At 67.5% G+C, this 21,321-nt stretch carries 20 protein-coding genes; 9 read left to right on the top strand and 11 right to left on the bottom strand.

From position 1 onward, the window contains the following. Positions 1-70: 70 nt before the first annotated feature. Together BM113_RS21810 and BM113_RS06325 are read right to left on the bottom strand one after the other, a co-directional pair. The gene (locus BM113_RS21810) at positions 71-211 is read right to left on the bottom strand and encodes a rubrerythrin-like domain-containing protein (protein ID WP_007139951.1); all 141 of its coding nucleotides are present in this window, start codon (positions 209-211) and stop codon (positions 71-73) included. Between the two features lie 101 nt (positions 212-312). After that, positions 313-3,210, bottom strand: coding sequence for a bacterio-opsin activator domain-containing protein (locus BM113_RS06325; RefSeq protein ID WP_089786334.1), 2,898 nt, complete (start codon positions 3,208-3,210; stop codon positions 313-315). Between the two features lie 97 nt (positions 3,211-3,307). On the opposite strand from BM113_RS06325, the gene BM113_RS06330 reads away from it, so the two are divergent. From BM113_RS06330 to BM113_RS06345, 4 genes are all read left to right on the top strand, one after another. Next, a complete protein-coding gene (locus BM113_RS06330) occupies positions 3,308-3,964 on the top strand; it encodes a helix-hairpin-helix domain-containing protein (RefSeq protein ID WP_089786336.1) in 657 nt (218 codons plus the stop codon). A 155-nt stretch (positions 3,965-4,119) separates the two neighbouring features. Continuing rightward, positions 4,120-5,022, top strand: coding sequence for an ArsR/SmtB family transcription factor (locus BM113_RS06335; RefSeq protein WP_089786338.1), 903 nt, complete (start codon positions 4,120-4,122; stop codon positions 5,020-5,022). A 115-nt stretch (positions 5,023-5,137) separates the two neighbouring features. Beyond that, positions 5,138-6,070, top strand: a complete 933-nt coding sequence (locus BM113_RS06340) for an ABC transporter ATP-binding protein (RefSeq protein ID WP_089786340.1) — start codon at positions 5,138-5,140, stop codon at positions 6,068-6,070. Beyond that, positions 6,067-6,939, top strand: a complete 873-nt coding sequence (locus tag BM113_RS06345) for an ABC transporter permease (protein ID WP_089786342.1) — start codon at positions 6,067-6,069, stop codon at positions 6,937-6,939. The genes BM113_RS06340 and BM113_RS06345 overlap by 4 nt, the downstream gene beginning before the upstream one ends. A 99-nt stretch (positions 6,940-7,038) precedes the next feature. Here the strand turns inward: BM113_RS06345 and BM113_RS06350 are convergent, their stop codons facing one another. From BM113_RS06350 to BM113_RS06365, 5 genes are all read right to left on the bottom strand, one after another. Continuing rightward, complete coding sequence (locus BM113_RS06350) at positions 7,039-7,905, bottom strand: YihY/virulence factor BrkB family protein (protein WP_089786344.1); 867 nt, start codon at positions 7,903-7,905, stop codon at positions 7,039-7,041. Between the two features lie 79 nt (positions 7,906-7,984). Further along, positions 7,985-8,191 carry a DUF2196 domain-containing protein gene (locus BM113_RS06355; protein WP_007143136.1) on the bottom strand — a complete coding sequence of 69 codons (207 nt, stop codon included), beginning with the start codon at positions 8,189-8,191 and terminating at the stop codon, positions 7,985-7,987. Between the two features lie 66 nt (positions 8,192-8,257). Further along, entirely contained in the window at positions 8,258-8,689 is a 432-nt protein-coding gene (gene msrB, locus BM113_RS06360; protein WP_007143137.1) for a peptide-methionine (R)-S-oxide reductase MsrB, read from the bottom strand. A 150-nt stretch (positions 8,690-8,839) separates the two neighbouring features. Further along, positions 8,840-9,007, bottom strand: coding sequence for a hypothetical protein (locus BM113_RS22240; RefSeq protein WP_007143138.1), 168 nt, complete (start codon positions 9,005-9,007; stop codon positions 8,840-8,842). A 118-nt stretch (positions 9,008-9,125) separates the two neighbouring features. Beyond that, positions 9,126-9,758 (bottom strand): HTH domain-containing protein, encoded by a 633-nt coding sequence (locus BM113_RS06365; protein WP_029601532.1) that lies wholly within the window; start codon positions 9,756-9,758, stop codon positions 9,126-9,128. A 234-nt stretch (positions 9,759-9,992) separates the two neighbouring features. Between BM113_RS06365 and BM113_RS06370 the strand changes: the two genes are divergently transcribed. Then, a complete protein-coding gene (locus BM113_RS06370) occupies positions 9,993-11,225 on the top strand; it encodes an ornithine cyclodeaminase, nickel-pincer nucleotide-dependent (protein ID WP_007143140.1) in 1,233 nt (410 codons plus the stop codon). Positions 11,226-11,270: 45 nt separating this feature from the next. Here the strand turns inward: BM113_RS06370 and BM113_RS06375 are convergent, their stop codons facing one another. Next, positions 11,271-12,029 carry a glucose 1-dehydrogenase gene (locus BM113_RS06375; RefSeq protein WP_089786346.1) on the bottom strand — a complete coding sequence of 253 codons (759 nt, stop codon included), beginning with the start codon at positions 12,027-12,029 and terminating at the stop codon, positions 11,271-11,273. A 226-nt stretch (positions 12,030-12,255) separates the two neighbouring features. On the opposite strand from BM113_RS06375, the gene BM113_RS06380 reads away from it, so the two are divergent. Continuing rightward, positions 12,256-13,890 carry a bacterio-opsin activator domain-containing protein gene (locus BM113_RS06380; protein WP_089786348.1) on the top strand — a complete coding sequence of 545 codons (1,635 nt, stop codon included), beginning with the start codon at positions 12,256-12,258 and terminating at the stop codon, positions 13,888-13,890. Positions 13,891-13,953: 63 nt separating this feature from the next. Next, positions 13,954-14,916 carry a phytoene/squalene synthase family protein gene (locus BM113_RS06385; protein WP_089786349.1) on the top strand — a complete coding sequence of 321 codons (963 nt, stop codon included), beginning with the start codon at positions 13,954-13,956 and terminating at the stop codon, positions 14,914-14,916. 54 nt (positions 14,917-14,970) lie between these two features. Here BM113_RS06385 and cruF read toward each other — a convergent pair whose 3' ends face one another. From cruF to BM113_RS06400, 3 genes are read right to left on the bottom strand one after another with little or no spacing between them, the layout of a single operon-like run. Next, positions 14,971-15,915, bottom strand: a complete 945-nt coding sequence (cruF, locus tag BM113_RS06390) for a bisanhydrobacterioruberin hydratase (RefSeq protein ID WP_089786351.1) — start codon at positions 15,913-15,915, stop codon at positions 14,971-14,973. Beyond that, the gene (locus BM113_RS06395) at positions 15,908-16,828 is read right to left on the bottom strand and encodes a prenyltransferase (RefSeq protein ID WP_089786353.1); all 921 of its coding nucleotides are present in this window, start codon (positions 16,826-16,828) and stop codon (positions 15,908-15,910) included. Before BM113_RS06395 ends, cruF begins: the two co-directional genes overlap by 8 nt. A 14-nt stretch (positions 16,829-16,842) precedes the next feature. Beyond that, positions 16,843-18,378 carry a phytoene desaturase family protein gene (locus tag BM113_RS06400; RefSeq protein WP_089786355.1) on the bottom strand — a complete coding sequence of 512 codons (1,536 nt, stop codon included), beginning with the start codon at positions 18,376-18,378 and terminating at the stop codon, positions 16,843-16,845. Positions 18,379-18,579: 201 nt separating this feature from the next. On the opposite strand from BM113_RS06400, the gene BM113_RS06405 reads away from it, so the two are divergent. Next, the gene (locus tag BM113_RS06405) at positions 18,580-20,454 is read left to right on the top strand and encodes a formate/nitrite transporter family protein (protein WP_089786357.1); all 1,875 of its coding nucleotides are present in this window, start codon (positions 18,580-18,582) and stop codon (positions 20,452-20,454) included. A gap of 140 nt (positions 20,455-20,594) precedes the next feature. Continuing rightward, positions 20,595-21,320, top strand: coding sequence for an SDR family oxidoreductase (locus BM113_RS06410; RefSeq protein ID WP_089786359.1), 726 nt, complete (start codon positions 20,595-20,597; stop codon positions 21,318-21,320). The last annotated feature ends 1 nt before the right edge of the window (position 21,321 follow it).

Genomic DNA, 21,321 nt, shown 5'->3' on the forward strand with positions numbered 1-21,321 from the left:
AGGAGGAGGGGGAGACGCGATGGTCGCCGAGGCGGGCGTCGGACGCGAACGGACCCGCACGGGACCGCGGTTATTCGATCGGTGTACCGCGGTTCCGCATTTCCGTTCCGCAATCCGGGCACTCTCCCGGCGCGACCGCGGTGACGACTGTGCCGCAGTTGAAACACTCGTAGGTCGATTCCTCGGTCGGATCGAGTTGCACGTCTTTCATAGTGGATCGGGGGGCCGGCGACGGACGATTTAGGAATAATAGGGATATTAAGAATAGCGTGTTCGTCACATAACTAGCCCCAGCGGAGGGAGCGGGGTTCACTATTCAACCCCTCGTGCCGTCGCGGGAACGCCGAGTTCCTCGAACAGCATCGAGAAGAGCTTCCGCTGGACGGTCCGGTTGTGGCGGTAAAACGCCGCCGGGGAGATGTCGAGCGCGTCCGCGATCTCCTCGCCGGACCGCTCGCGCGGCGACTCGAAGTAGCCGCCGTAGTAGGCGAGCTGGACGACCTCGAGTTGTCGGTCGGTCAGGCGCTCGAGCAGTTCCGACCGCAGGTCCCGTGGCGTCGACCGGTCGACGGTCCGCTTCGATCGCAACTCGACGTCGTCGAACGCCGACGAGACGACGTCTGCGCTCCCCTTCGCGTCGACGCTGTCGGGGACGTCGACGACGACGTGGGCGCTGTCGGGGGTCGCCTCGACGCGGCGCAACACGGCTCCGTGATCGGCCAGTTGCAAGGCGAGAAACGGCGGGGAGAGTTCGAGGAGGACCGTTCCGCCGTCGCCCGCCTCGTCGGCCCCATCGCCGATCACCTGCACTCGGTCGACGGCGACGAGGTCCGCAGCGACCGTCGCCACCGCTTCGGCGGACGCGCCCTCGACGGTCGCAAAGACCGCGACCCCGTTCTCCCGCTGTCGGAGCCCACCGTCGAACGACAGCGTACAGTCCGCCTGTCGGGCGAGTCGCAGGAGGACGAAGCTCTCGTCGCGGACGTCGAACTCGAGGCGGGTGCTCGCGTTCGACAGCAGCGCCCGCTTGCGTTCGACGGCCGCGATGGCGGAGGCGATGGTCTCGCCGAGTTCCTCGAGGACGGTCCGGGTGACGTCGTCGAACGCGTCGGGCCGGTCGGCGTAGACGGTCAACACGCCGTAGGCGAACTCGTCGTAGGCGATCGGGACGCCGACGGCCGACTGGTAGTCCCGCGTCAGCGCCTCGGAGCGCCAGGGGTGGTCCCGCAGGTCGTCGGCGACGTTGGGGACGACGGACACCTCGCCCGTCCGGGCCGTCCGCACGGCCGGTTCGGTCGTCCCGTCGGACGGCGACAGCGAGACGCTGTCCAGGTAATCCCGGCCCCGGTCGGTACCCCCGTGAGCGCGGGCCTCGAGCGGGTCGCCGTCCGTGGCCGCGATCCAGGCGAACGAGAAGCGGTCGGCGGCCGTGAGCCGCTCGCAGACGGCGCGTTCGATCTCCTCGCGGGTCTCGGCCTCGACCAGCGCGGCGTCGATCTCGCGGATGATCTCGTTGATCCGGTTGATCCGGCTGAGCTGGCGGTTCCGCCGCTTGAGCTCCCGGTCGCGCTCCCGCAGGGTCCGCTCGCGTTCGACGCGGTCGAGCGCGGCCTCGGCGGTCGCGGCCAGCAGGTCGGTCAGTTCCCGCGAGACGGGGTCGAACGCGCCGACGGCCGACGAGCCCGCGAGGAAGACGCCGTGATCGCCCAGCGGGACGAAGGCGGCGCTACGGAGGCCCGTCGTCGGGTCCGAGAGTTCGGACGCCTCGTGGAGGTCGTCGTAGAACCGGCTCTCGCCCTCGAGGAAGACCGCGCCCGCGACGCTGTCGTCGGTCGCCCGCCGGGTCGGCAGCGGGCCGTGCAGCGACTCGAGGGCCGGCGAACCGGCGACCGGCTGCAGGCGGTTCTCGTCCGTGTCGAAGAGGTAGGCTCCCGTCGCCTCGCAGTCGAGGACGTCCGTCGCGTCCTCGACGACGACGTTCGCGATCTCGCGTTCGGTCTCGGCGTACAGCAGTTCCCGCGCGGTCCGGTGTAACGCGGTGAGCGCCTCCTCGCGGCGCTTACGCTCGGTGACGTCGCGACAGCTGTAGAGGGTCGTTCCGCCCTGGATCGAGACCTCGCGGACGTTGACCAGCAGCGTGTGCTCGCGACCGGCCCTGTCGGTCGCGGTACACTCGATGTTCGTGAGCACCCCCTCCTCGGCGAGTTCCTCGCGGTCGAAGAGGTCGGGGCCGAGCAGTTCCTCGATCGTCCCCATCTCGTAGATCTCCTCGTCGGTGTAGCCGAAGATGAAGTTGACGTTGGGGCAGACGTAGGTGAACGCCCCGTCGTCGTCCGTGATGAGGACGGTGTCGGTCATGTTGTTCAGCGTCACCCGGTGGAGCTCCTCGGACTCGCGCAACTCCGCCTCGAGTCGGGCGCGTTCGGTGACGTCGGTCGCTCGCGCGAGCAGTGAGGTGACCGTTCCCGACGCGTCACGGACGGGCCGGATCGTGATCTCGAGCCGCTGCGGGCCGCCGTCGGCCGCTTCAAGCGTCAGTTCGCGCGTTACGACCTCGCCAGCGGCGGCACGCTCGACGGCGTTTTCGACCGCGACCGAGCCGTCCTCGACGGGTTGCCACCGTTCGAGGTCGCGGAAGCGCCGCCCGCATACGCCGTCAGCACGCTCCGCCGACGCGAGGGCGGCCTCGTTGGCGCGTCGAACCCGACCGTCGGGCTCGAGGAGCCAGGCGGCGGTGTCGGGGTCGTCGAACACCGCCCGGAACCCGCGGGCGTCCTCGGTTCGTCGCCGCCGTTCGCGGGCGGTATCGATCGCGCGCTCGAGGGCCGCACGCAGCACCTCGCGGTCCCCGTCACCGTCCCTGTCACCGTCTCCGTCGCCGCTCCGGGGGACGTACTCCTCGACGCCGGCGGCGATCGCCGCGCTCGCGAGCGCCTCGTCGCCGTCCTCGGGCGCGAGGACGACCGGACAGTCCCGATCCGCGTCGCGGATCCGGTCGAGCAGGGCGAGCCCGCTCGCGTCCGGCAGTTCCTGAGGAGTCACCACGCACTCGACACGACGTTCGGCGACGGCCTCGAGCGCCTCGTCGGCCGTCCGAGCCACGAGCGGTTCGCCCGGTACGTCGTCCGCGGTGCCGAACTCCGCGGGGAACGCGCTCGCGCCCTCGGGATCGACGACCACCACGACGTCGTCCGATCGTTCGCCAGCCATTCGTTCCCAATACTATCCCGCGGTGATAGAACCCATCGGTTCGCCCCCCGACGACCGACACCCGTACTTCGCTCGAGGCCGTACCCCCGTCGAACGCATGCGTGTCGCCACCACCGTCGACGACCGCGAACCCGCGGGCGTCGCAGCCGCGGTCCGCGACCACCCCGACGTGACCGAGGTCGCCGTCGATCGGCTCTCGGCCGGCGACCTCGTGATCGGCTCCGTCGGCGTCGAGCGCAAGACCCCGCGCGACTACGTCTCGACGGCGATGGGGCGGTCCGGCCCCGCCCTCGAGGATCAGGTCGAACGGCTCGCCGCCGCCTACGATCACGCCTACGTCCTGGTGGAGGGCGAGTTCCGCGACTTCGAGACGCTGCGAACGGGCGTCTCGCCCGCGTCGATCCGGGGGTCGATGGCCTCGATCACGGCCCGCCACGGAGTCCCGGTCGTCCCCTGTGGCGATCTGGACGGCCTCGTCGACTTCGCGGTTCGGCTCGGCCGCAAGCACGTGGAGGACCCCTCGAGTCGTCCCTTGCCGACTGGGGCCATCGCGAGCAGCCGCGAGCCGACGACGAAACGAATGTACGGCTGCATCGAGGGGATCGGCCCACAGCTCGCGGCGACGCTGTACGAGCGGTATCCGACCGTCGAGGCGCTGCTCGAGGCCGATCTCGCCGAGCTCACGGAGATCGAGGGGATCGGCGAGACGCGGGCGCGGACGATCTACGCGGCGGTTCGCGACGACAGTACGTGATGGGAGTCGCGTCGGAGGTTGCTGCCCGCGTTTCGGAAACCGGCCACGGATCGTCGGATGGCTCGTGGCTCCCGTTCAGTACCGGGTCGATCCACGTCGGGACGTCCACGCGACCTCGAGCGGGACTTTACAGTCGGACGTCTAATCGGTAGACGATGACGACAGGAGAGATCGACGAGCGGGTGGTCGACGCCCTCGCGTCGCTCGGTAATCGACAACGGCTCGAAATACTGCTCGTGCTGGCCGAGCGCGAACGCAAACCCCGGAGTCAGGGGAATCACATGTCGTTTACGGAGCTGTACAACGCGGTCGATATCGGGAGTTCCTCGCAGTTCTCGTATCATCTCGAGCGACTCGTCGGCCAGTTCGTCGCGGAGGACGACGACGGCTACCGACTCACGTACGGCGGCGACAAGATCGTTCGTGCGGTGCTTTCGGGGCTCTACGAGGGGACCACCGAGTTCGAGGACGAACCGGTCTCCGGTGCGTGCGTCTTCTGCGAGGAATCGGCCCTTCTCGCGACGCTCGAGGACGAACGGTTCGTCGTCCGCTGTGAGGCCTGTGAATCGCGGCTTCTGACCGACTTCTTCCCGCGGAGTCAGGCCAGGGAGCGGACGCCGCCCGAGATCGTCTCGAGTTTCGGCAGTCGAATATGGGGGTCGTACGTCATGATTCGGCGCAACGTCTGTCCCGAGTGTTACGGGCTGGTAGACACCGGCGTCGAGACCCACAGCCACGACGACCGTACGTACCATCTATCCGTCAGTACGTGTCGCGAATGCAACCTCGTACTCTCGTTCCCGGTCGAGGTACCCGCCGCGTTCCATCCCGAGACCGTCGGATACCTGTGGCGACACGGCGTGGAGTTGTTCGACCTGCCGCTGTGGGAGTTCTTCGAGTACGTCGTCTCGGGCCGCGTGACGAGCGAAATAGTCTCGCTCGAGCCGTTCGAGGGAATCGTCACGTTCGCGATGGGGGACGAGACGCTTCGGCTCGAGGTCGGCGGGACGGGCTCCGTCACGCCGGTAGAGCGAACTGGCTCAATGGAATTTGAGTAACGACGCTGTCAATATGTAATTTATATAACAATACTTATCGTGGATCGTGATCTAAAGGAATCCATGTTCCGCGTACCGAAGCCACGGGAAACCGCGAAGCCACGGAGGGGCGACGATGGCGGCGATTGAGATCGACGGGCTGACCAAGCGGTTCGGCGACGTACTCGCCGTCGACGACCTCGACCTCGTCGTCGAGGAGGGGGAGATCTTCGGCTTTCTCGGCCCGAACGGCGCGGGCAAGTCGACGACGATCGACGTCCTGCTCGATTTCATCCGGCCGACCGACGGGACCGTGACCGTGCTGGGCCACGACGCCCAGCGGGAGGGCGAGGCCGTCCGCCGTCGGACCGGCGTCCTCCCGGACGCGTTCCACGTCTACGACCGGCTCACCGGCCGGCAACACCTCGAGTTCGCCATCGAGATGAAAGGCGCCGACGACGATCCGACGGCGCTGCTCGAGCGGGTCCGGATCGCCGACGCCGCCGACCGCAAGGCCGGCGGCTACTCGAAGGGGATGACCCAGCGGCTCGTCCTCGCGATGGCGCTGGTCGGCGAACCGGACCTGCTGATCCTCGACGAACCCTCCACGGGCCTGGATCCGAACGGGGCCCGCGAGATGCGCGAGATCATCCGCGAGGAGAACGCCCGCGGCACGACCGTCTTCTTCTCGAGCCACGTCATGGAACAGGTCGAGGCCGTCTGCGACCGCGTCGCCATCATCGACGACGGCCGGCTCGTCGCCGTCGATACGATCGACGGGCTTCGGGACGCCTCCGAGACGGGCGAGACGCTGTACGTCTACACTCGGTCGCTCGACGAGGGGGTCGTCGAGGAGGTTGCCGGGCTCGAGGGCGTCGGAACGGCCTCGATCGACGAGGATCGACTCCGGGTGACCGTCGACGGGGTCTCCAAGTTCGCCGTTCTCCATGCGATCGACGCCGACGTGGTCCCGGTACAGGACTTCTCGGTGGTCGAGTCCTCGCTCGAGGACCTGTTCGTCCGATACACGAACGAGCCCCGGGAACGGGAGCAGGAGGTGGAGGCATGACCTGGTCGACCATCGCGAAGAAGGATTTCCGGGACGCCGTCCAGTCGCGGGCACTGTGGGCGCTGGTCACAGTGTTCGTGCTGGCCTCGGTGCTCTCGACGTACGCCTACGTCGAGGCCCCCGAACTGCTCGGTTCCCCGGAGGGGGCGACCCTCGGCGGACTGATCTTCTTCACGATCGGACTCGTCGGACTGTTCGTCCCGCTGGCGGCGATCGTCGTGTGCTACAAATCGCTCGCCGGCGAGCGGGAACTCGGTAGCATCAAGCTCCTGCTATCGCTGCCGACGACGCGCCTGGACGTCTTCGTCGGGAAAGTCGTCGGCCGTGCGGCAGTCCTCGCGTTCGGGCTGGCGATCGGGCTCGTGGTCGGACTCGGCGTCGGAGCGGCCCTGCTCGGCGAGGTCGACGTCCCGGCGCTGTCGACGTTCGTGGTCGCGACGCTGGCGTTCGCCGCGATCTACGCGAGCATCGTGGTCGGTATCTCGGGGACGACGGGGTCGACGTCCCGGGCGACGACGTACGCGCTCGGTTTCTTCGTCGTCTTCGAGTTACTGTGGGACGCCATTCCGATGGGGATCCTCTACGTTCTCGAGGGGTTCTCGATCCCGGAGACGATTCCCGACTGGCTCTTCCCGCTCATGCAGGTGTCGCCGTCGTCGGCGTACTTCACGACGGTCGTCGCCCTCCTGCCGGATCTGGCCGACGCCGCGAACGCGGACCCCGGGGGTGCCGGCGTCGGCGTCGAGGCGGACCCCGCGGCGGCCGAGCCGCTCTACGCGTCGCCCGAAATCGGCATCGTCGTCCTCGCGCTCTGGCTGGTGGTCCCGTTTCTCGTCGGCTACTACCGCTTCGGGGACGCCGACCTCTGATACGGACTGCTGTAAGTCAGTACCGGCGTAACCGCGACCGTCCTGCGGTTGCACCGGTAAACAGTTACAGCAATCCGTATGAGCCGCGTCAGGTCGACGTCACGCGTACTTCGACCACGCCTCCCGCATCGGCACCCACTCGTCCTCGGGCTCGACGCGGCCGGCCAGCACGGCATTGAGGACGGCCCCCAGCAGGAGACAGAGGCCACCCAGGTAGACCCAGGTCAGGATCAGCAGGACGGCCCCGGCGATCCCGAACAGGGCGACGGTCTCGGAGGCTGTGACGTAGAGCCGGAACCCGAGCGCGAGCGCGGTCCACGAACCCGCGGCGAAGACCGTCCCCGGCAGTACCTCCCCGACCGAGACGTCCGGCACGGGAAAGAGGTAGTACATCGGGAGGAAAAGCGCAACGAGCAGTCCGAACAGGGTAACGCTGGTGAGGGCCGTCGCCGCGAACCCGCCGACGATCACGGAGACGCTTACGCCGAGGACGCCCACGAGCGTGACCCCGACGGCGACCGTCGCCGCGAGGAGGACGGCGTTCAGCGCCGTTACGAGCGTCACCCTCGCCGCGTTGTCCACGTAGGATGCCTTTTTCCGCGAGCCGTAGACGTCGGTGAAGGCGCTGTTGACCGCCTGGAACAGCCGCGCGGCGCTCCAGACCAGGACCACGAACGCGAGCAGCCCCGCCCGTAACCGGGCGACGTCGGCTCCCGCCACCTCGCCGACCTCGCCGTCGGTCACCGCACCCTCGAGCCCCGTCGCCCTCTCGAGCAGGTCGACCAGCGGCTCGAGGGCGTCGACGAGGCTGACCCCAACGAGTACCAGGATGACAAGCGGGACGAGGGTGTTGAACGCGTGGTAGGCGAGGCCGGCGGATTTGACGCTGATCCCCCGCTCGCGGGCGACGGCGGTGACGTCACGCAGGAGGGTCCGGAGACGCGGGCTCGAGTCCGGCGCGGACATCGCGTATGACGTCCTCGACAACGCGAAGGAAGTAGCTTTGGCCGGCAGCGGCGGTCCGACTCGGCGCGAAAAGGAGGTCCTACTCCTCGTGAACGATCGACTGGACGTGGCCGACGACGCCGTTTTTCAGTTCGACCTCGGGCCCCTCGGGCGTGTCCTCGTAGACCGTCCCGACCTCGCCGACGACGGGTTCGCGGTCCTCGGACTCGACGTCCTGGTCGCCCTGGACGACCTCGACGGTGATCCCCTGGCGTAGCTCCTCGGCGGTCGGTCGTTCGTTGGACATGTCCGGCGGTCCGCCGGTAGCGTCGAAAAGCGTGGTGCCTGCAGTCGCGTCCCGGCTCCGGCGGGCCTACTCGTCTTCGAACTCGAGGGCGACCGAGTTGATGCAGTAGCGCTTGCCCGTCGGTTCGGGGCCGTCCTCGAAGACGTGGCCGAGGTGGCCGCCGCACTCGGCACAGAGGACCTCGGTCCGGCGCATGCCGTGGCTGGTGTCGAGGCGGGTCTCGATGCGGTCGTCGTCGGCGTCGTAGAAACTGGGCCACCCACAGCCGGAGTCGAACTTCGTCTCCGAGTCGAACAGTTCCGCGCCACAGCCGGCGCAGGCGTAGCTCCCGTCGTCCTTGTGATCGACGTACTCGCCGCTGAAGGGCTGTTCGGTGCCGGCCTCCCGGAGAACGCGGTACTCCTCCTCGCTGAGTTCCTCGCGCCACTCGGCGTCGCTTTCGGGGAGGTCGTCGTCCCGGCCGCCGGTGCGGCCGGTCTCGGACGTGTCTCGATCCATGATACCGGCTACGGGCGACACGCTAAAGAGTCTGTCCGCGCTCGAGTCGACGGAGGATCGATCTGGAGGGCGGTTACTGTCGCTCGAAAACGAAGCATCCGAACCTCGGCGGCGCGGCGCTCGTCCGCGATCGGCGGTCGGACCGACGCCTCAGCGTCCCGTGATGACGTCGGTACTCTCGCACTTGGGACACTGGGTCATCCGTCCCAGTTTCGGGACCTCGAGGCGGAGCCACTCGTCGTCCCCGCTGGGCGCCTCGAACCCGCAGTTGCGACAGCGCGATCGCGTCCGCTTGACGTGAGCTGGTTCGTTGGCCATACGTGACGTTATGCCATTGACTATCATATAGGTTGGTCCCGGTTCCCGTCTCCCGGGGAGCGGGTACGGGCGGCCGCGAGTCGCGGCCGTCCGACAACGACGAGCGTGTGACAGGGTCTTATCGTCGGCCGGACGAGGACGGCTCGAGTTGCCGATCGACCGATCCGTCGCCGTCCGGCGGTCGCTCGGAGATCGATCCGTCGGTCTCGGCCGCCGCGTTCGTCGCCGCATCGTCGTACCGTAGCACCGAGTCGTCCGGATCCGCGTCCGTCTCGCCGGTGGCCTCGAGCGCCTCGAGACGATCGAATACGTCGATCGTTCGCCGGCCGTCCGTACAGGGGGCGACGTGGATCAGATCGCCGTCCACGAACTCGGCGAGCGCGATCGTCGGCAGTCGCCAGACTTCCCGGGACTCTCCGGTGATCGTCGATTCGACGGTTCGAGGCCGGAAGAACGGCTTTAGCCGCCGATCGGTCCGGTTTGCCCACTCCTCGAACGCATCGAGCCGTCGATCGATACGCTCGAGTTGCGGGATGCGGACGCCATCGGTTCCGGGGCCGGCACTGGTCTCGGGACCGCGCTCGATCTCTTTCCCCCAGACGCGAACGGCCGTCTCGATCTCACGGTCGGAATCCCGTTCGATCGCGTCGACGCGCTCGATCGCACGTTCCTGCGTGGGACCGGTCGAAACCGGCGCGAACGAACGGATCCACAACTCGACGGTCGTCGGACCGGATCTGGGTGGTGCCACGGCTGATCTCCGTGGAGGGAGTCAACGACCCCGCACAAAAGTATTGTCCAGCGTATCAGTCCACGGAGGTGAAACGTGTCCCTGTGCCCGCTTGCGGTTCCGCCGTTCCGGTGGCGGGAGGAATCCGGTAAGGAATGCCGATACCGCCGGCCGAACCCGCGAGGCTCCCGGCGCGGGTGACGGGCCGGGATCGAGACGCACACATTGACGGTCCCCCGTCGCCAACGACGATCAATGACAGTTGCGCGTACCGTCGAACTCGAGGGACACATCATCGACTCGGGAACGATGGGGACCAGTTTCGGGATCGTAATGGACATGGGCGGCGAGTTCGAGGTCGAGGAGTTCGAGGTCGGCCGCCGCAAACACGACGAGAGCTACTGCCGGATGCGGGTGATGGCCGAGAACGAGGCCGACCTGAAGGCGATCCTCCACGAACTCAATCAGAACGGCGCGACCGTCGCGGACCCGCGGGACGCGACGCTCGAGGCCGCGCCGGCCGACGGGGTCGTCCCGCCGGGATTCTACTCGACGACGAACCACCCGACCTACGTCCGGGTCGACGGCGAGTGGCTCGCGGTCGAGGACCCGGAGATGGACTGTGCACTGGTCGTCGAGGGACCGGCCGACGACCCCCGCGTCCGGACCGTCGTCCTCAACGCCGTCGAGGAGGGCGACCTCGTCGTCACCGGTGACACCGGGATCAGGGTCGAACCGCCAGAGCGCCCCCGCGACGGCGGCGGCTCGTTCGGGTTCATGCAGGGCGGCATCTCGAGCGAGCGTCCCTCCGAGTCGCTCATCGAGGAGATCGCCGACGAGATGCGCTCGGTCCGCGAGGACGGCGGCAACGTGCTCGCGGTCTGTGGCCCGGCGATCGTTCACTCGGGCGGCCGTGATGCGCTCGCGGAACTGGTCCGGGAAGGGTACGTCGACGGCATCAGCGCGGGGAACGGCTTCGCCGTCCACGACCTGGAGCGGGACCTCTACGGCACCTCGCTGGGTGTCGACACCGAGAGCCTGGAACACCCCCGCGAGGGACACAAACACCACATCTACACGATCAGCGAGATCGTCCGCGCCGGCGGCATCGAGGAGGCCGTCGCGGAGGGGATCGTCGACGAGGGCGTGATGTACGAGTGTGTCGACAACGACGTCCCGTTCGTGCTGGCGGGGTCGATCCGCGACGACGGCCCGCTGCCCGACACGATCACCGACGCGATCGAGGCCCAGAACGCGATCCGCGAGCAGGCCCACGAGGCCGACCTCGTGTTGATGCTCTCGACGCTGTTGCACTCCGTGGCGGTCGGGAACTGCCTCCCGTCGACGACCAAGACCGTCTGCGTCGACATCAACCCCGCGACCGTCACCCAGTTGATCGACCGGGGCAGCGCACAGGCGATCGGAATGGTCACCGACATCGGCGCGTTCATCCCGATGCTGCGCGACGAACTGCTCGAGTCCGAATAGTCGGAGAAACGATCGACCTGACGGGGGCTCGAGCCCCCTGGGCGGTCACTGGACGGAGAAGCCGCCGTCGACGACCAGTGATTCGCCGGTGACGAACGAGGCGTCGTCGGAACACAGCCACGCGACCGCGCCGGCGATCTCCTCGGGCTGGCCCAGCCGGTCCATCGGCGTCGCGGCGATCGTTTGCTCCATGCTCTCCGGGTTTTCCTCCTGTGAACGCTCGACCATCGGCGTCTCGATGACGCCCGGACACACCGCGTTCACCCGGAGGTCCTCGGCGCCGAACTCGATCGCTGCCGTCTTCGTCAGCCCGACGACCCCGTGCTTGCTCGCGACGTACGGAGTGAGGTTCGGGAACCCGAGGATGCCGGCGATCGACGCCGTGTTGACGATCGCGCCGCCCCCGTCCTCGAGCATCGCCGGGATCTCCTCACGGAGCCCGTGAAAGACGCCGGAGAGGTTGATCTCTATCACACGATTCCAGTTCGACAGCGACTGTTCGCTCGAGGGGGCGCTTTCGCCTTCGATGCCGGCGTTGTTGAACGCGAAGTCGAGGCCGCCGTAGCTGTCGACGGCCGTCTCGACCGCGGCGGCGACCTCGTCGCCGTCCGTCACGTCGCACTCGACGAACGTCGCCTCGCCGCCGTCGGCTTCGATACGGGAGACGGTCTCTTCGCCTCCCTCCACGTCGACGTCGGCGACGACGACGCTCGTTCCCTCGGTTGCGAATCGTGCTGCCGTTGCCCGTCCGATACCGGAGCCGCCGCCGGTGACGATGGCGACTCCGTCGTTGAGTCCGTTCATGCTGGTAATCCTAATCCTCCGCGAGCGGTCCGCTCGCGAGTGACCTCCCGACGCGAGCGATGCGATACGGGCGGCCGTCTCGGAACACGGGTCGTGACACCAAGAAACACGCATCGATTCTCAGCAACAGAGGACGGCAGCGCCCGTCGGTCGGCGGCGGACGGCGGATAGTTGGCACCCGGACGTCCCTACCTGTTATTGTCGTCTACGTTCTACGGGTCGAATGATGGGAACCCGGGACGACCTCGCCGAAGCTACGCTCGAGACGCTCCCGCTCACGGTGGCCGTCCTCGACTCGACGGGCCGAATCCTGTTGACGAACCAGTCGTGGCGGGAGTTCAACCCCGACGACGACAACCACGTCGGCGTCAATTACGTCGCGACCGCCGAGATGGGCGACGAGGAGGGGGACGACGAACACGCCCGCCGGGCAGTCGAGGGGCTCGAAGCGGTTCTGGAGGGCGAACGGGAGACGTTCTCCATGGAGTACCCCTGCCACACGCCCGAGGAGAAACAGTGGTTCCTGATGCGAGCCAGCCGGTTCACCGTCGACGGCGACGTGCGGGTCTCGGTCGTCCACCTCGACATCACCGACCGAAAACTCGCGGAACTCGACGCCGAGGCGGCCCTCGAGCGCCTGCGCGAGCAACAGCGCAACCTCGAGCACGTCCTCGAGCGAATCGACGGCCTCGTCCGCGACGTCACCGACGCCGCCGTGGGCGCGGAGAGTCGCAGTGAGATCGAACACGGCGTCTGTCGGGAACTCGCGGACACCGATCCGTACGTGCTCGCCTGGATCGGCCGCGTCGACGTCACCACCAGGCGCGTCTCGCCCCGCGAGTGGGCCGGCCACAGGGAGGTGCCACTGGAGAACGACGAACTCGTCCTCTCCTCCGACGAGAGCCATCCCGCGGTGCAGGCGCTCAGGGAGGGCGAACCGCGGGCCATCCAGGACGTCGCCGAGTTCGATCACGCCGATCACTGGTGGCCGACCGGCGCGGGCGATCTGTTCCGATCGGTCGCCGCGATCCCGCTCGAGTACGGCGACGTCACCTACGGCGTGCTCGTAGTGTTCGCCGAGGACGCCGACGCCTTCGACGAGCGGGAACTGCTCGTCCTCGAGTCGCTTGCCGGGACCGTCTCGACGGCGATGAACGCGATCGAGGCCCGGCGGATGCTCACTACCGAGACGATCGTCGAACTCGAGGCGACAATCGAGGATCCGTCGCTGTTCGTGACGGCGCTTGCGACCGAACTCGGGGCGTCGGTGACCTACCGCGGACTGACCTACGACAAGGAGGGAACCGCGCTCGCGGTCTTCTACGTCGACTGTACCGGAGGGGTCGAAGCGGTCGCTGCCGACCTGGACGGGATCGAGGACGCGACGATCCTCTCGGAGTACGAGGACGGCACCCTGCTGGAACTGGCGCTGTCCGACGGTGTCGTCACCGCGCTCGCCGATCACGGGGGCGTGATCCAGCGGTTCGATGCCGCACCCGACGACAGGGTCGCCGACCTGGCGCTGCAACTGCCCAACGGCCAGTCGGCCCGGTCGGTCTACGACCTCCTCGAAGAGCGGTACGAGCGGACGGAACTGATCAGCTACCGTGAATCGGATCGCCCGACGCGGACGCTACGGGACGTCGCGGCCGAACTCGACTCGAAACTCACCGATCGCCAGGAGATGGCCCTCAGAAAGGCCTTCTACGCCGACTATTTCGAGTGGCCACGGGGGGTCTCGGGCGAAGAACTGGCGGAATCCATGGGTGTTTCCCGGTCGACGTATCACCAGCACCTCCGCGCCGCACAGCGAAAATTGCTCGAGGAACTGTTCGCCGTGGACCCCACTAGTGAGGGCTAGGTATTTTATACGTTCCTGTCGTACAGAAAACACCACGCAGTCACCGGACGCTACCAATCATAAATGAGACAGGAACACATCGAGAGAGGGAAGGCGATACAGAGACGGACCGGAAAAACGTTCTACCTCGCGACGCGGTTCCTCCCCGAGCGCGTTCGTCACTCGACTCACGTTCTCTACGCGTTTTTCCGGATCGCGGACGAGGTCGTCGACGACGCCGCGGATACCCCTCGGGAAGAGCAACGGGCGGAACTCGAGAAGTTGCGCGCCCAGGCGCTGGGCGAGGAGCCAGCGGACGATCCGGTTCTGGAAGCCTTCTGTGAACTCCGGGAGCGCCACGACATCGCCGACGAGGAGGTCGAGGAGTTCGTCGACGCGATGGTCACCGACATCACCCGGAGCCGATACGAGACCTACGACGACCTCGAGGCGTACATGCGGGGGTCGGCCGCGGCGGTCGGCGTGATGATGACCGCGATCATGGACCTCGACCCCGAGATGGAGGAGGCTGCGCTCCCTCACGCGATCAAACTCGGCGAGGCCTTCCAGCTGACCAACTTCCTCCGGGACGTCCGGGAGGACATCGTCGAACGCGACCGCATCTACCTCCCCCTCGAGACGCTTCGCGAGCACGGGGTATCTCCCGAGGAGATCGAGAACTTCGAGTACTCCCCGGCGTTCGCGGCGGCGATGGAGGACGAACTCGAGCGGACTGAGGAACTGTACCGCGAGGGCGTCGCCGGGATCCGGTATCTCCCCGAGGACTGCCAGCTACCGGTGTTGCTGGCGGCGGTGTTGTACGCCGAGCACCACTCGCTCATCCGGGCACAGGACTACGACGTCCTTACCGAAGAACCGTCGCTGTCGACGGCCCGGAAGCTGTGGTGTCTCGCGAAGACCCGCTGGCACTGGCACTGGAACCGCGATCCGGAGGCGGTGTTCCAGCGGGTATCCGCGGTGCCGACGGCCGACCCCGGACCCGACCACCGCGGTCCGGAGCCCGGGGACGGGGTCCCGACGCGGTAGCGTCGCTTCGTCGAGCGCCACACTCGAGTCCGTCGTCGACGTTGACCGCCTTTTTCAGGTGCCGTACCGGGACGGAAGCGCCGCCAGCACCATCTCCCGGTCGTACCGGTCGGTCCTGAACAGGCCGAGACAGAACAGGCCGGCGACCCCTGCAGCGATCCAGTTGCCGTAGAGGAGATTGATCGACCCCCAGAGCAACACGAAGCTCACCAGGTCGTCCAGCATGAACTCGCACTCGCGAACCCGGGCGAGCAGCGCCGTCCGGTCGAACGCGAGGTCGACGAGCGCGACGGCGACGGTACCCGAGAGCACCCAGCCCCCGTAGTTCGAGAGCGGGACGCCGTAGAAGCCGCCGGACTCGAAACTCCAGAACCCGATCGCGACGGCGGCCGGATCGAGGACGACGTCGATGGCGACGACGGCGAGGATCGCGGCCGGGATCCGCACGAGGGGGGTTCCGCTCCAGTCGCCGAGCACCAGCAGCGCCAGCAGGTAGCCGTTCAAAACGAGCGGGATGAAAAACAGCGGGAGCGCGACCGGGACCGTATCGAACAGCATCGGTCCCAGCTGGATCGCGTACTCGAATGCCCCGTACGGCCAGTCGGTCGCCACGCCGACGATCTCGATCGCGTACGTGTACGCCGTCAGGAGGCCGAGTGCGGCCAGCGCGCGGCGATCGATCCGCGGCAGGATCCCGACCAGCAGCGGCGAGCGCATGACGGCGGTGCCGAACAGTAACAACAGCGGGTTGTACGCCAGCGGCTCGGGCAGAAGGCCCTCGGCGCTCGCGACGAGCGACAGCGCGCCGACGACGGGGAAGACGACCGCGATCGTGAACCGGTTCTCGCGGATGAGCGCCTCGAGGCGTCGCTGAACGGTTGCGCGTCGGTCCGTCCGCTCCTGTTCCTGTTCCCGCTCCCGTTTCCGTTCACGTTCACGTTCACGTTCGCGGTCCCGGCTCCCCTCGTACTCTCGAGTGCGGGCGTTCGACCTATCCATTGACGAGCCTCCAGAGGGCACCCATCGTCAAGGCAGTGCCGACGACGGTGTTGATCGCCGGAAACCACCAGTAGGCCCGATCGACGGGGACGCTCGAGCCGGCCAGCACGGCGACGAGTGCGGGGTAGACGACCATGACGGCTCCCAGTCGGTAGTCGATCGCGCCGAACGCGAGGGCGCTTGCCAGCCAGCACGCGCCGCAGTAGGCGTACGTGCGACGTTCGCCGAGCATCGTGGCCGTCGTTCGAATCCCGGCCGCACGGTCGGGCTCGATGTCGGGAATCGCCGAGAACGTGTGCATCCCCATGGCCCACAGCCAGCCGCCGACGACGGCGAGTGCGGGCGGCTGGGTGCCGGCGACGGCCGCGTAGGCCGCCGCGCCGGGCGCGATGTAGAGCCCGTTCGAGACCGAGTCGAGCAGCGGCGTCGTCTTGAACCGGACCGGCGGCGCGCTGTAGGCCGCACCCAGGGCGAGGAAGACGACGATCCAGGGCCAGGCTGGCGCCGGAACGACGGGAACGAACAGCAACGGCAGGGCGGCACAGAGGCCGACCGCGGCGGGGACGTACCCCTGTCCCCGGTACCGGGCCTCCTTGTCCTCCTTTTTCGGGTTCTCCGTGTCGATCTCGCGGTCGTAGACGTCGTTGATCCCGTAGAGGAAGACGTTCGCCGGGAGCAGGAAGTACGCGAACAGGACGACCGCCGCCGGCGCGAACAGGTCGGCGCGTGCCTCGGCCGCGTAGGCGACCCCGACCAGTACGGGACCGGCGAGGTAGAGCCAGAATCGCGGCCGCGAGAGGACCAGCAGGTAACGGAGTCGGTGGGCGAGCCCGTCCCGCTGGTCGGACTTGCCCTCGGCTCCGGCTCCGGTTCCGTCTCCATCGCCCCCTCGCGTCGACGCGTTCTCGCCCATTGCTAGTACCGTTGTCACCCCCGATCCTCGAGAATCTTTTCCGCTGTCAGTTCGCCGCTGATGAGACACATCGGAACGCCGATCCCCGGCGTCGTGTCACCGCCGACGAAGTAGAGCCCGTCGACCTCCTTCGAGCGGTGTGGCGGCCGGAACAGTGCCGTCTGGCGGAGCGTATGAGCCAGCCCGAGCGCCGTCCCGTCGTAGCTGTTGTACCGGCTGGCGAAGTCGTCGATACAGAACCGCTCCTCGACGACGATCCGGTCGCGGATGTCCGTCCCGGTGTGTTCCGCGATGTCGGCGAGAATCTCGTCTCGATACTGGTCGCGGATCTCGGGGGTGTCCTCGAGGCCCGGCGCGATCGGGACGAGGACGAACAGGTTGCTGTGGCCCTCCGGGGCGACGTCGTCGTCGGTTTCCGAGGGGACACAGAGGTAGTAAGCCGGATCGTCGGGCCAGGCGGGTTCCTCGAAGATGCTGTCGAAGTGGTCCTCCCAGTCGGTCGGGAGCACGAGCGTGTGGTGAGCCAGTTCGTCGACGTCCCCCTCGACGCCGAGATACAGCAGGAACGCCGACGGCGCGTACGTCCGGGACTCCCAGTAGTCGGCATCGTAGCCGCGCTGTTCGGGTTTGAGCAGGTCCTGTTCGGTGTGGGCGTAGTCGGTGTTGCTGACGACCAGGTCCGGGCGGAGCTGTCCCTCGGGGGTCTCGACGAGGAACGCCCCCTCGCGGCCCTTGATGGCCGTCGCCGGCCGGCCGGTGTCGTACTCGACGCCCAGTTCCCGGCCGAGGTCGGCGATGCCGTCGACGACGCTTTTCATCCCGCCCTCGGGGTACCAGACGCCGAGGTTGAAGTCGACGTGGCTCATCAGGTTGTACAGCGCCGGCGTGTTCTTCGGCGACCCACCGAGGAACACCAGCGTGTACTGCATGATCTGCTGGAGCTTCGGGTGGTCGAAGTAGTTCTCGACGTGGTCCTGCATCGACCCCAGCAGCGTGAGCCCGCGGGCCTGCCGGGCCACGTCGAGGTCGAGGTAGTCCCGGAGCCGGGACCGGTCCTCGTAGACGAAGTGTTTCATCCCCACCTCGTAGTTCTCCCTGGACTTCTCGAGGTACCGCTCTAACGTCTCTCCCGCTCCGTCCTCGTACTCCTCGAAGATCTCCTTCGTCCGCTCGAGGTCCGGCGTCACGTCGACCCGATCCCCGTGTGCTCGCGAGCCTGGCTCGCTCGTATCGTCCGCGGAACCCCGTTCCGCGCTATCCTTGAAGAAGATCCGGTAGTGGGGATCCAGTTGGGTGAGCCGGTAGTAGTCCGACGGCGTTCGATCGAAGTCCCCGAAGAACCGCTCGAACACGTCGGGCATCAGGTACCACGAGGGGCCCATATCGAACCGGAACCCCTCGATCTCGAGTCGGCTCGCCCGCCCGCCGAGTTGCTCGTTCTTTTCGATGACGCGCACGTCGGCACCCGCGTCGGCGAGGTAACAGGCGGTCGAGAGTCCCCCGATCCCGCCGCCGATCACGACGACTGATTCACCGGCCAGCGCTTGCATGTCTCGTCGTGACTGTCGGCGTAGGGATAAACGTACGGCATATTTGCGTAGGGATCGACGCTCTGCGGATCGGGAGACGGTAGCAAGGGCAGGGCCAAGACAGAAGGCGACGCTCGTACGCATCTACTCGAGGGAGTACGCCGAGGAATCGACCGACGAAGATACCAAACCATTAGTTCGTCTACTGACTGTACCCCACTAATGGCCAATCCCGAATCCGAAGAGCGAGAGCGGATACGCGACTCGGGGCCGCCCGCGGAACGCCCCGGGAAGCCGGAGCCGAGCGACGAGACGGAAGAGGTCCGTGATGCGGTCGAGCGGTCCCGTAGTGGCGCGCCCGCAGTCGGATCGGTCGTTCGCGACCGGTTCTCCTCCGACGAGGTCTTCCAGCGGATCGTCGCGGCGGCCGACGAGGAGGTCACCTCCGGCAACCGCGAACTCTTCTTCAGCGGCCTCGCCGCCGGGTTCGCGATCACGATCACGTTCCTGCTGTACGCGTCGATGTACGGCGCGACCGACGGCGATCCGATCGTCAGTTCGCTGCTTTACCCGCTCGGGTTCATCTACATCATCATCGGCGGGTACCAGCTCTACACGGAGAATACGCTTCCGCCCGTCGCGCTGACGATCGAGCGACTGGCCAGTCTGCCGGCGCTGCTTCGTCACTGGGTTATCGTCCTTACCGGTAACTTCGCCGGCGGTGCCTTCGGTGCGGCCGCGCTGACCTGGGGCGGCGTGTTCGACGACGACGCCGCGGCCGCGGCGATGAGCATCGCCCAGCACGGCATCGAGACACCCTGGTGGGACCTGTTCTTCAAGGCCGCCTTCGCCGGCCTGATCGTCGCCGGCGTCGTCTGGGTCACCTTCGCCTCCCGGGACACGATCTCCCGGCTCGTCGTGGTCTACCTCGCGTTCCTCGCGATTCCACTTGGCAACCTGTTCCACGTCGTCGTCTCGTTCACCGAGATGCTCTATCTGGTCTTCGCGGGCGAACTCGCCTTCCTCGTCGGGATGACTGATTTCGTCCTCCCGGTTCTACTGGGGAACACGCTCGGCGGTATCGTGCTCGTCACGATCGTCAACTACTACCAGACAAGCGAGCAGCGACTCGAGTCCGCCCGGTTCGAGGGGATCGAGCGCCGGCTCTCGGTCCGCGAGTGGGCCTTCGGCGGGTGGGCCGGACGGTCGTACGTCCCGGTGATCGACACCGCCGAAGAGCGGGCGGAGGACGAGGAGACGTACCGAATCATGGTCCCCATCGCGAACCCGCGGACCGAAGGGAAACTCGTCGAACTCGCCTCGATGTTCGCGGCGTCCCACGAGTCCGCGACGGTCCACCTGGTCCACGTCGTCCAGACGCCGGACAAACCGTCCGCGACGGGCACCGACAGACAGCGCGCCCGCATCGTCTCCGAATCGGAGCGCCGACTCGAGGATCTCACGGAGTCGTTCGCCTACACCGACATCGACTACGACACGTCGACGATCGTCACCCACCGCTCGGTCGAGGAGATCTTCGACACGGCAAAGCGACAACACGCGGACCTCGTCCTGATGGGCTGGGGGTCCGAGACGCCGTGGGACAGCGCACGTCTCGACCGGCCGCTCAGCGAACTGACCAAGGAGTTCCCAAGCGACCTGCTCGTGTTCAAGGATCGTGGGACCGACATCTCGCGGGTTCTCCTGCCGACCGCGGGCGGCCCGGACTCCGATCTCAGCGCCGAAGTCGCGCGGACGCTCACCGAGACCATCGGCACCGAGGTCTCGCTGTTGCACGTCGTCGGCGACCCCACGGCCCGCGAGAGGGGCGAAGAGTTCATCGAGGAGTGGGCCGCCGAACACGATCTGCACGGGGCGAACCTGATCGTCGACGATTCCGGCAACGTCGAAGAGGCGATCTGTCGCGAGGCCGACGACGAGACCCTGATCCTGATCGGCGCGACCGAGCGGGGACTGCTCTCGCGACTCGTCACCAGTTCGCTGCACTTCGACGTCATCAACGACGTCGACTGCTCGGTGATGCTCGCGGAGCGACCGACGGGCCGCAGCATCATCAGGCGATTGTTCGGCCGATAACGGCGTTTCCGGTTTTCGACGCCCCCTCCCTCGGTTTTCTCTCGATTCGTCGCGATCGATGGCTCCCTCTGTCGCTCGAGGCGGTCTCGACTCCGCGCTCGAGCCGATGCCTTCCTGTCGTTCGCCCGCGTAGGGGCTGTATGGAACTGCAAGAAACGACGGCCGTCGTCACCGGCGGCACCCGCGGAATCGGCCGCGCCGTCGCCCTCGCGTTCGCCGAGGCGGGCGCGACGGTCGTGATCGGCGCTCGAGACGAATCCGACGTCTCCGAGACCGTTACGGCGCTCGAGGATCGACTGGAATCGGCCGACCGATCCGGCGCGGCCGCCGCGGGGCTCCGGACGGACGTCCGCGACGAGTACGACGTCGAGCGACTCGTCGAGACCGCCTCGCGGACGGGCGACTCGAGCGGGATCGACGTCGTGGTCGCCGCGGCGGGCGTCTACCACGGCGACGCGGGCGAGACGCCGACCGACGAGGAGTCGTACACCGCGCTCGACGACCACTGGCAGATCAACGGGCGCGGCGTGTTCGCGACGATCCGCGAGTCTCTGCCGCACTTGAACGACGGAGCACGGGTGCTCGTCCCGACGGGAGCGATCGCCCGCGACCCCAAGCCCGGATACGGTTCCTACGCGATCTCGAAGGCGACCGCGGAGGCGGTCGCCCGGGGGTTCGCCGCCGACACCCAGTACACGGTCGGCTGTCTGGACCCGGGACAGGTCGCGACGGCCCTCTCGGGCGGTGGCGGCCGCGACCCCGAGGACGTCGCCGGGATGTTCGTCTGGGGGGCGACCGACGCGGACCGGGACGTCCTGGACGGGAACGTGCTCGGCCTCGCCGAGTGGAAACGCGCGACGCGGTGAC

This window comes from Natronobacterium haloterrestre, assembly GCF_900112205.1.
GTDB classification, from domain to species: domain Archaea; phylum Halobacteriota; class Halobacteria; order Halobacteriales; family Natrialbaceae; genus Natronobacterium; species Natronobacterium haloterrestre.

What these genes read in the sequence shown, in the direction of transcription:
- BM113_RS06400 (WP_089786355.1), bottom strand. Translation starts at nt 18,378, where the DNA reads ATGCAAGCGCTGGCCGGTGAATCAGTCGTCGTGATCGGCGGCGGGATC.
- BM113_RS06350 (WP_089786344.1), bottom strand. Translation starts at nt 7,905, where the DNA reads ATGTCCGCGCCGGACTCGAGCCCGCGTCTCCGGACCCTCCTGCGTGAC.
- BM113_RS06355 (WP_007143136.1), bottom strand. Translation starts at nt 8,191, where the DNA reads ATGTCCAACGAACGACCGACCGCCGAGGAGCTACGCCAGGGGATCACC.
- BM113_RS06385 (WP_089786349.1), top strand. Translation starts at nt 13,954, where the DNA reads ATGAGACAGGAACACATCGAGAGAGGGAAGGCGATACAGAGACGGACC.
- BM113_RS06325 (WP_089786334.1), bottom strand. Translation starts at nt 3,210, where the DNA reads ATGGCTGGCGAACGATCGGACGACGTCGTGGTGGTCGTCGATCCCGAG.
- BM113_RS06340 (WP_089786340.1), top strand. Translation starts at nt 5,138, where the DNA reads ATGGCGGCGATTGAGATCGACGGGCTGACCAAGCGGTTCGGCGACGTA.
- BM113_RS06375 (WP_089786346.1), bottom strand. Translation starts at nt 12,029, where the DNA reads ATGAACGGACTCAACGACGGAGTCGCCATCGTCACCGGCGGCGGCTCC.
- msrB (WP_007143137.1), bottom strand. Translation starts at nt 8,689, where the DNA reads ATGGATCGAGACACGTCCGAGACCGGCCGCACCGGCGGCCGGGACGAC.
- BM113_RS06335 (WP_089786338.1), top strand. Translation starts at nt 4,120, where the DNA reads ATGACGACAGGAGAGATCGACGAGCGGGTGGTCGACGCCCTCGCGTCG.
- BM113_RS06345 (WP_089786342.1), top strand. Translation starts at nt 6,067, where the DNA reads ATGACCTGGTCGACCATCGCGAAGAAGGATTTCCGGGACGCCGTCCAG.
- cruF (WP_089786351.1), bottom strand. Translation starts at nt 15,915, where the DNA reads ATGGATAGGTCGAACGCCCGCACTCGAGAGTACGAGGGGAGCCGGGAC.
- BM113_RS06410 (WP_089786359.1), top strand. Translation starts at nt 20,595, where the DNA reads ATGGAACTGCAAGAAACGACGGCCGTCGTCACCGGCGGCACCCGCGGA.
- BM113_RS06330 (WP_089786336.1), top strand. Translation starts at nt 3,308, where the DNA reads ATGCGTGTCGCCACCACCGTCGACGACCGCGAACCCGCGGGCGTCGCA.
- BM113_RS21810 (WP_007139951.1), bottom strand. Translation starts at nt 211, where the DNA reads ATGAAAGACGTGCAACTCGATCCGACCGAGGAATCGACCTACGAGTGT.
- BM113_RS22240 (WP_007143138.1), bottom strand. Translation starts at nt 9,007, where the DNA reads ATGGCCAACGAACCAGCTCACGTCAAGCGGACGCGATCGCGCTGTCGC.
- BM113_RS06380 (WP_089786348.1), top strand. Translation starts at nt 12,256, where the DNA reads ATGGGAACCCGGGACGACCTCGCCGAAGCTACGCTCGAGACGCTCCCG.
- BM113_RS06370 (WP_007143140.1), top strand. Translation starts at nt 9,993, where the DNA reads ATGACAGTTGCGCGTACCGTCGAACTCGAGGGACACATCATCGACTCG.
- BM113_RS06395 (WP_089786353.1), bottom strand. Translation starts at nt 16,828, where the DNA reads ATGGGCGAGAACGCGTCGACGCGAGGGGGCGATGGAGACGGAACCGGA.
- BM113_RS06405 (WP_089786357.1), top strand. Translation starts at nt 18,580, where the DNA reads ATGGCCAATCCCGAATCCGAAGAGCGAGAGCGGATACGCGACTCGGGG.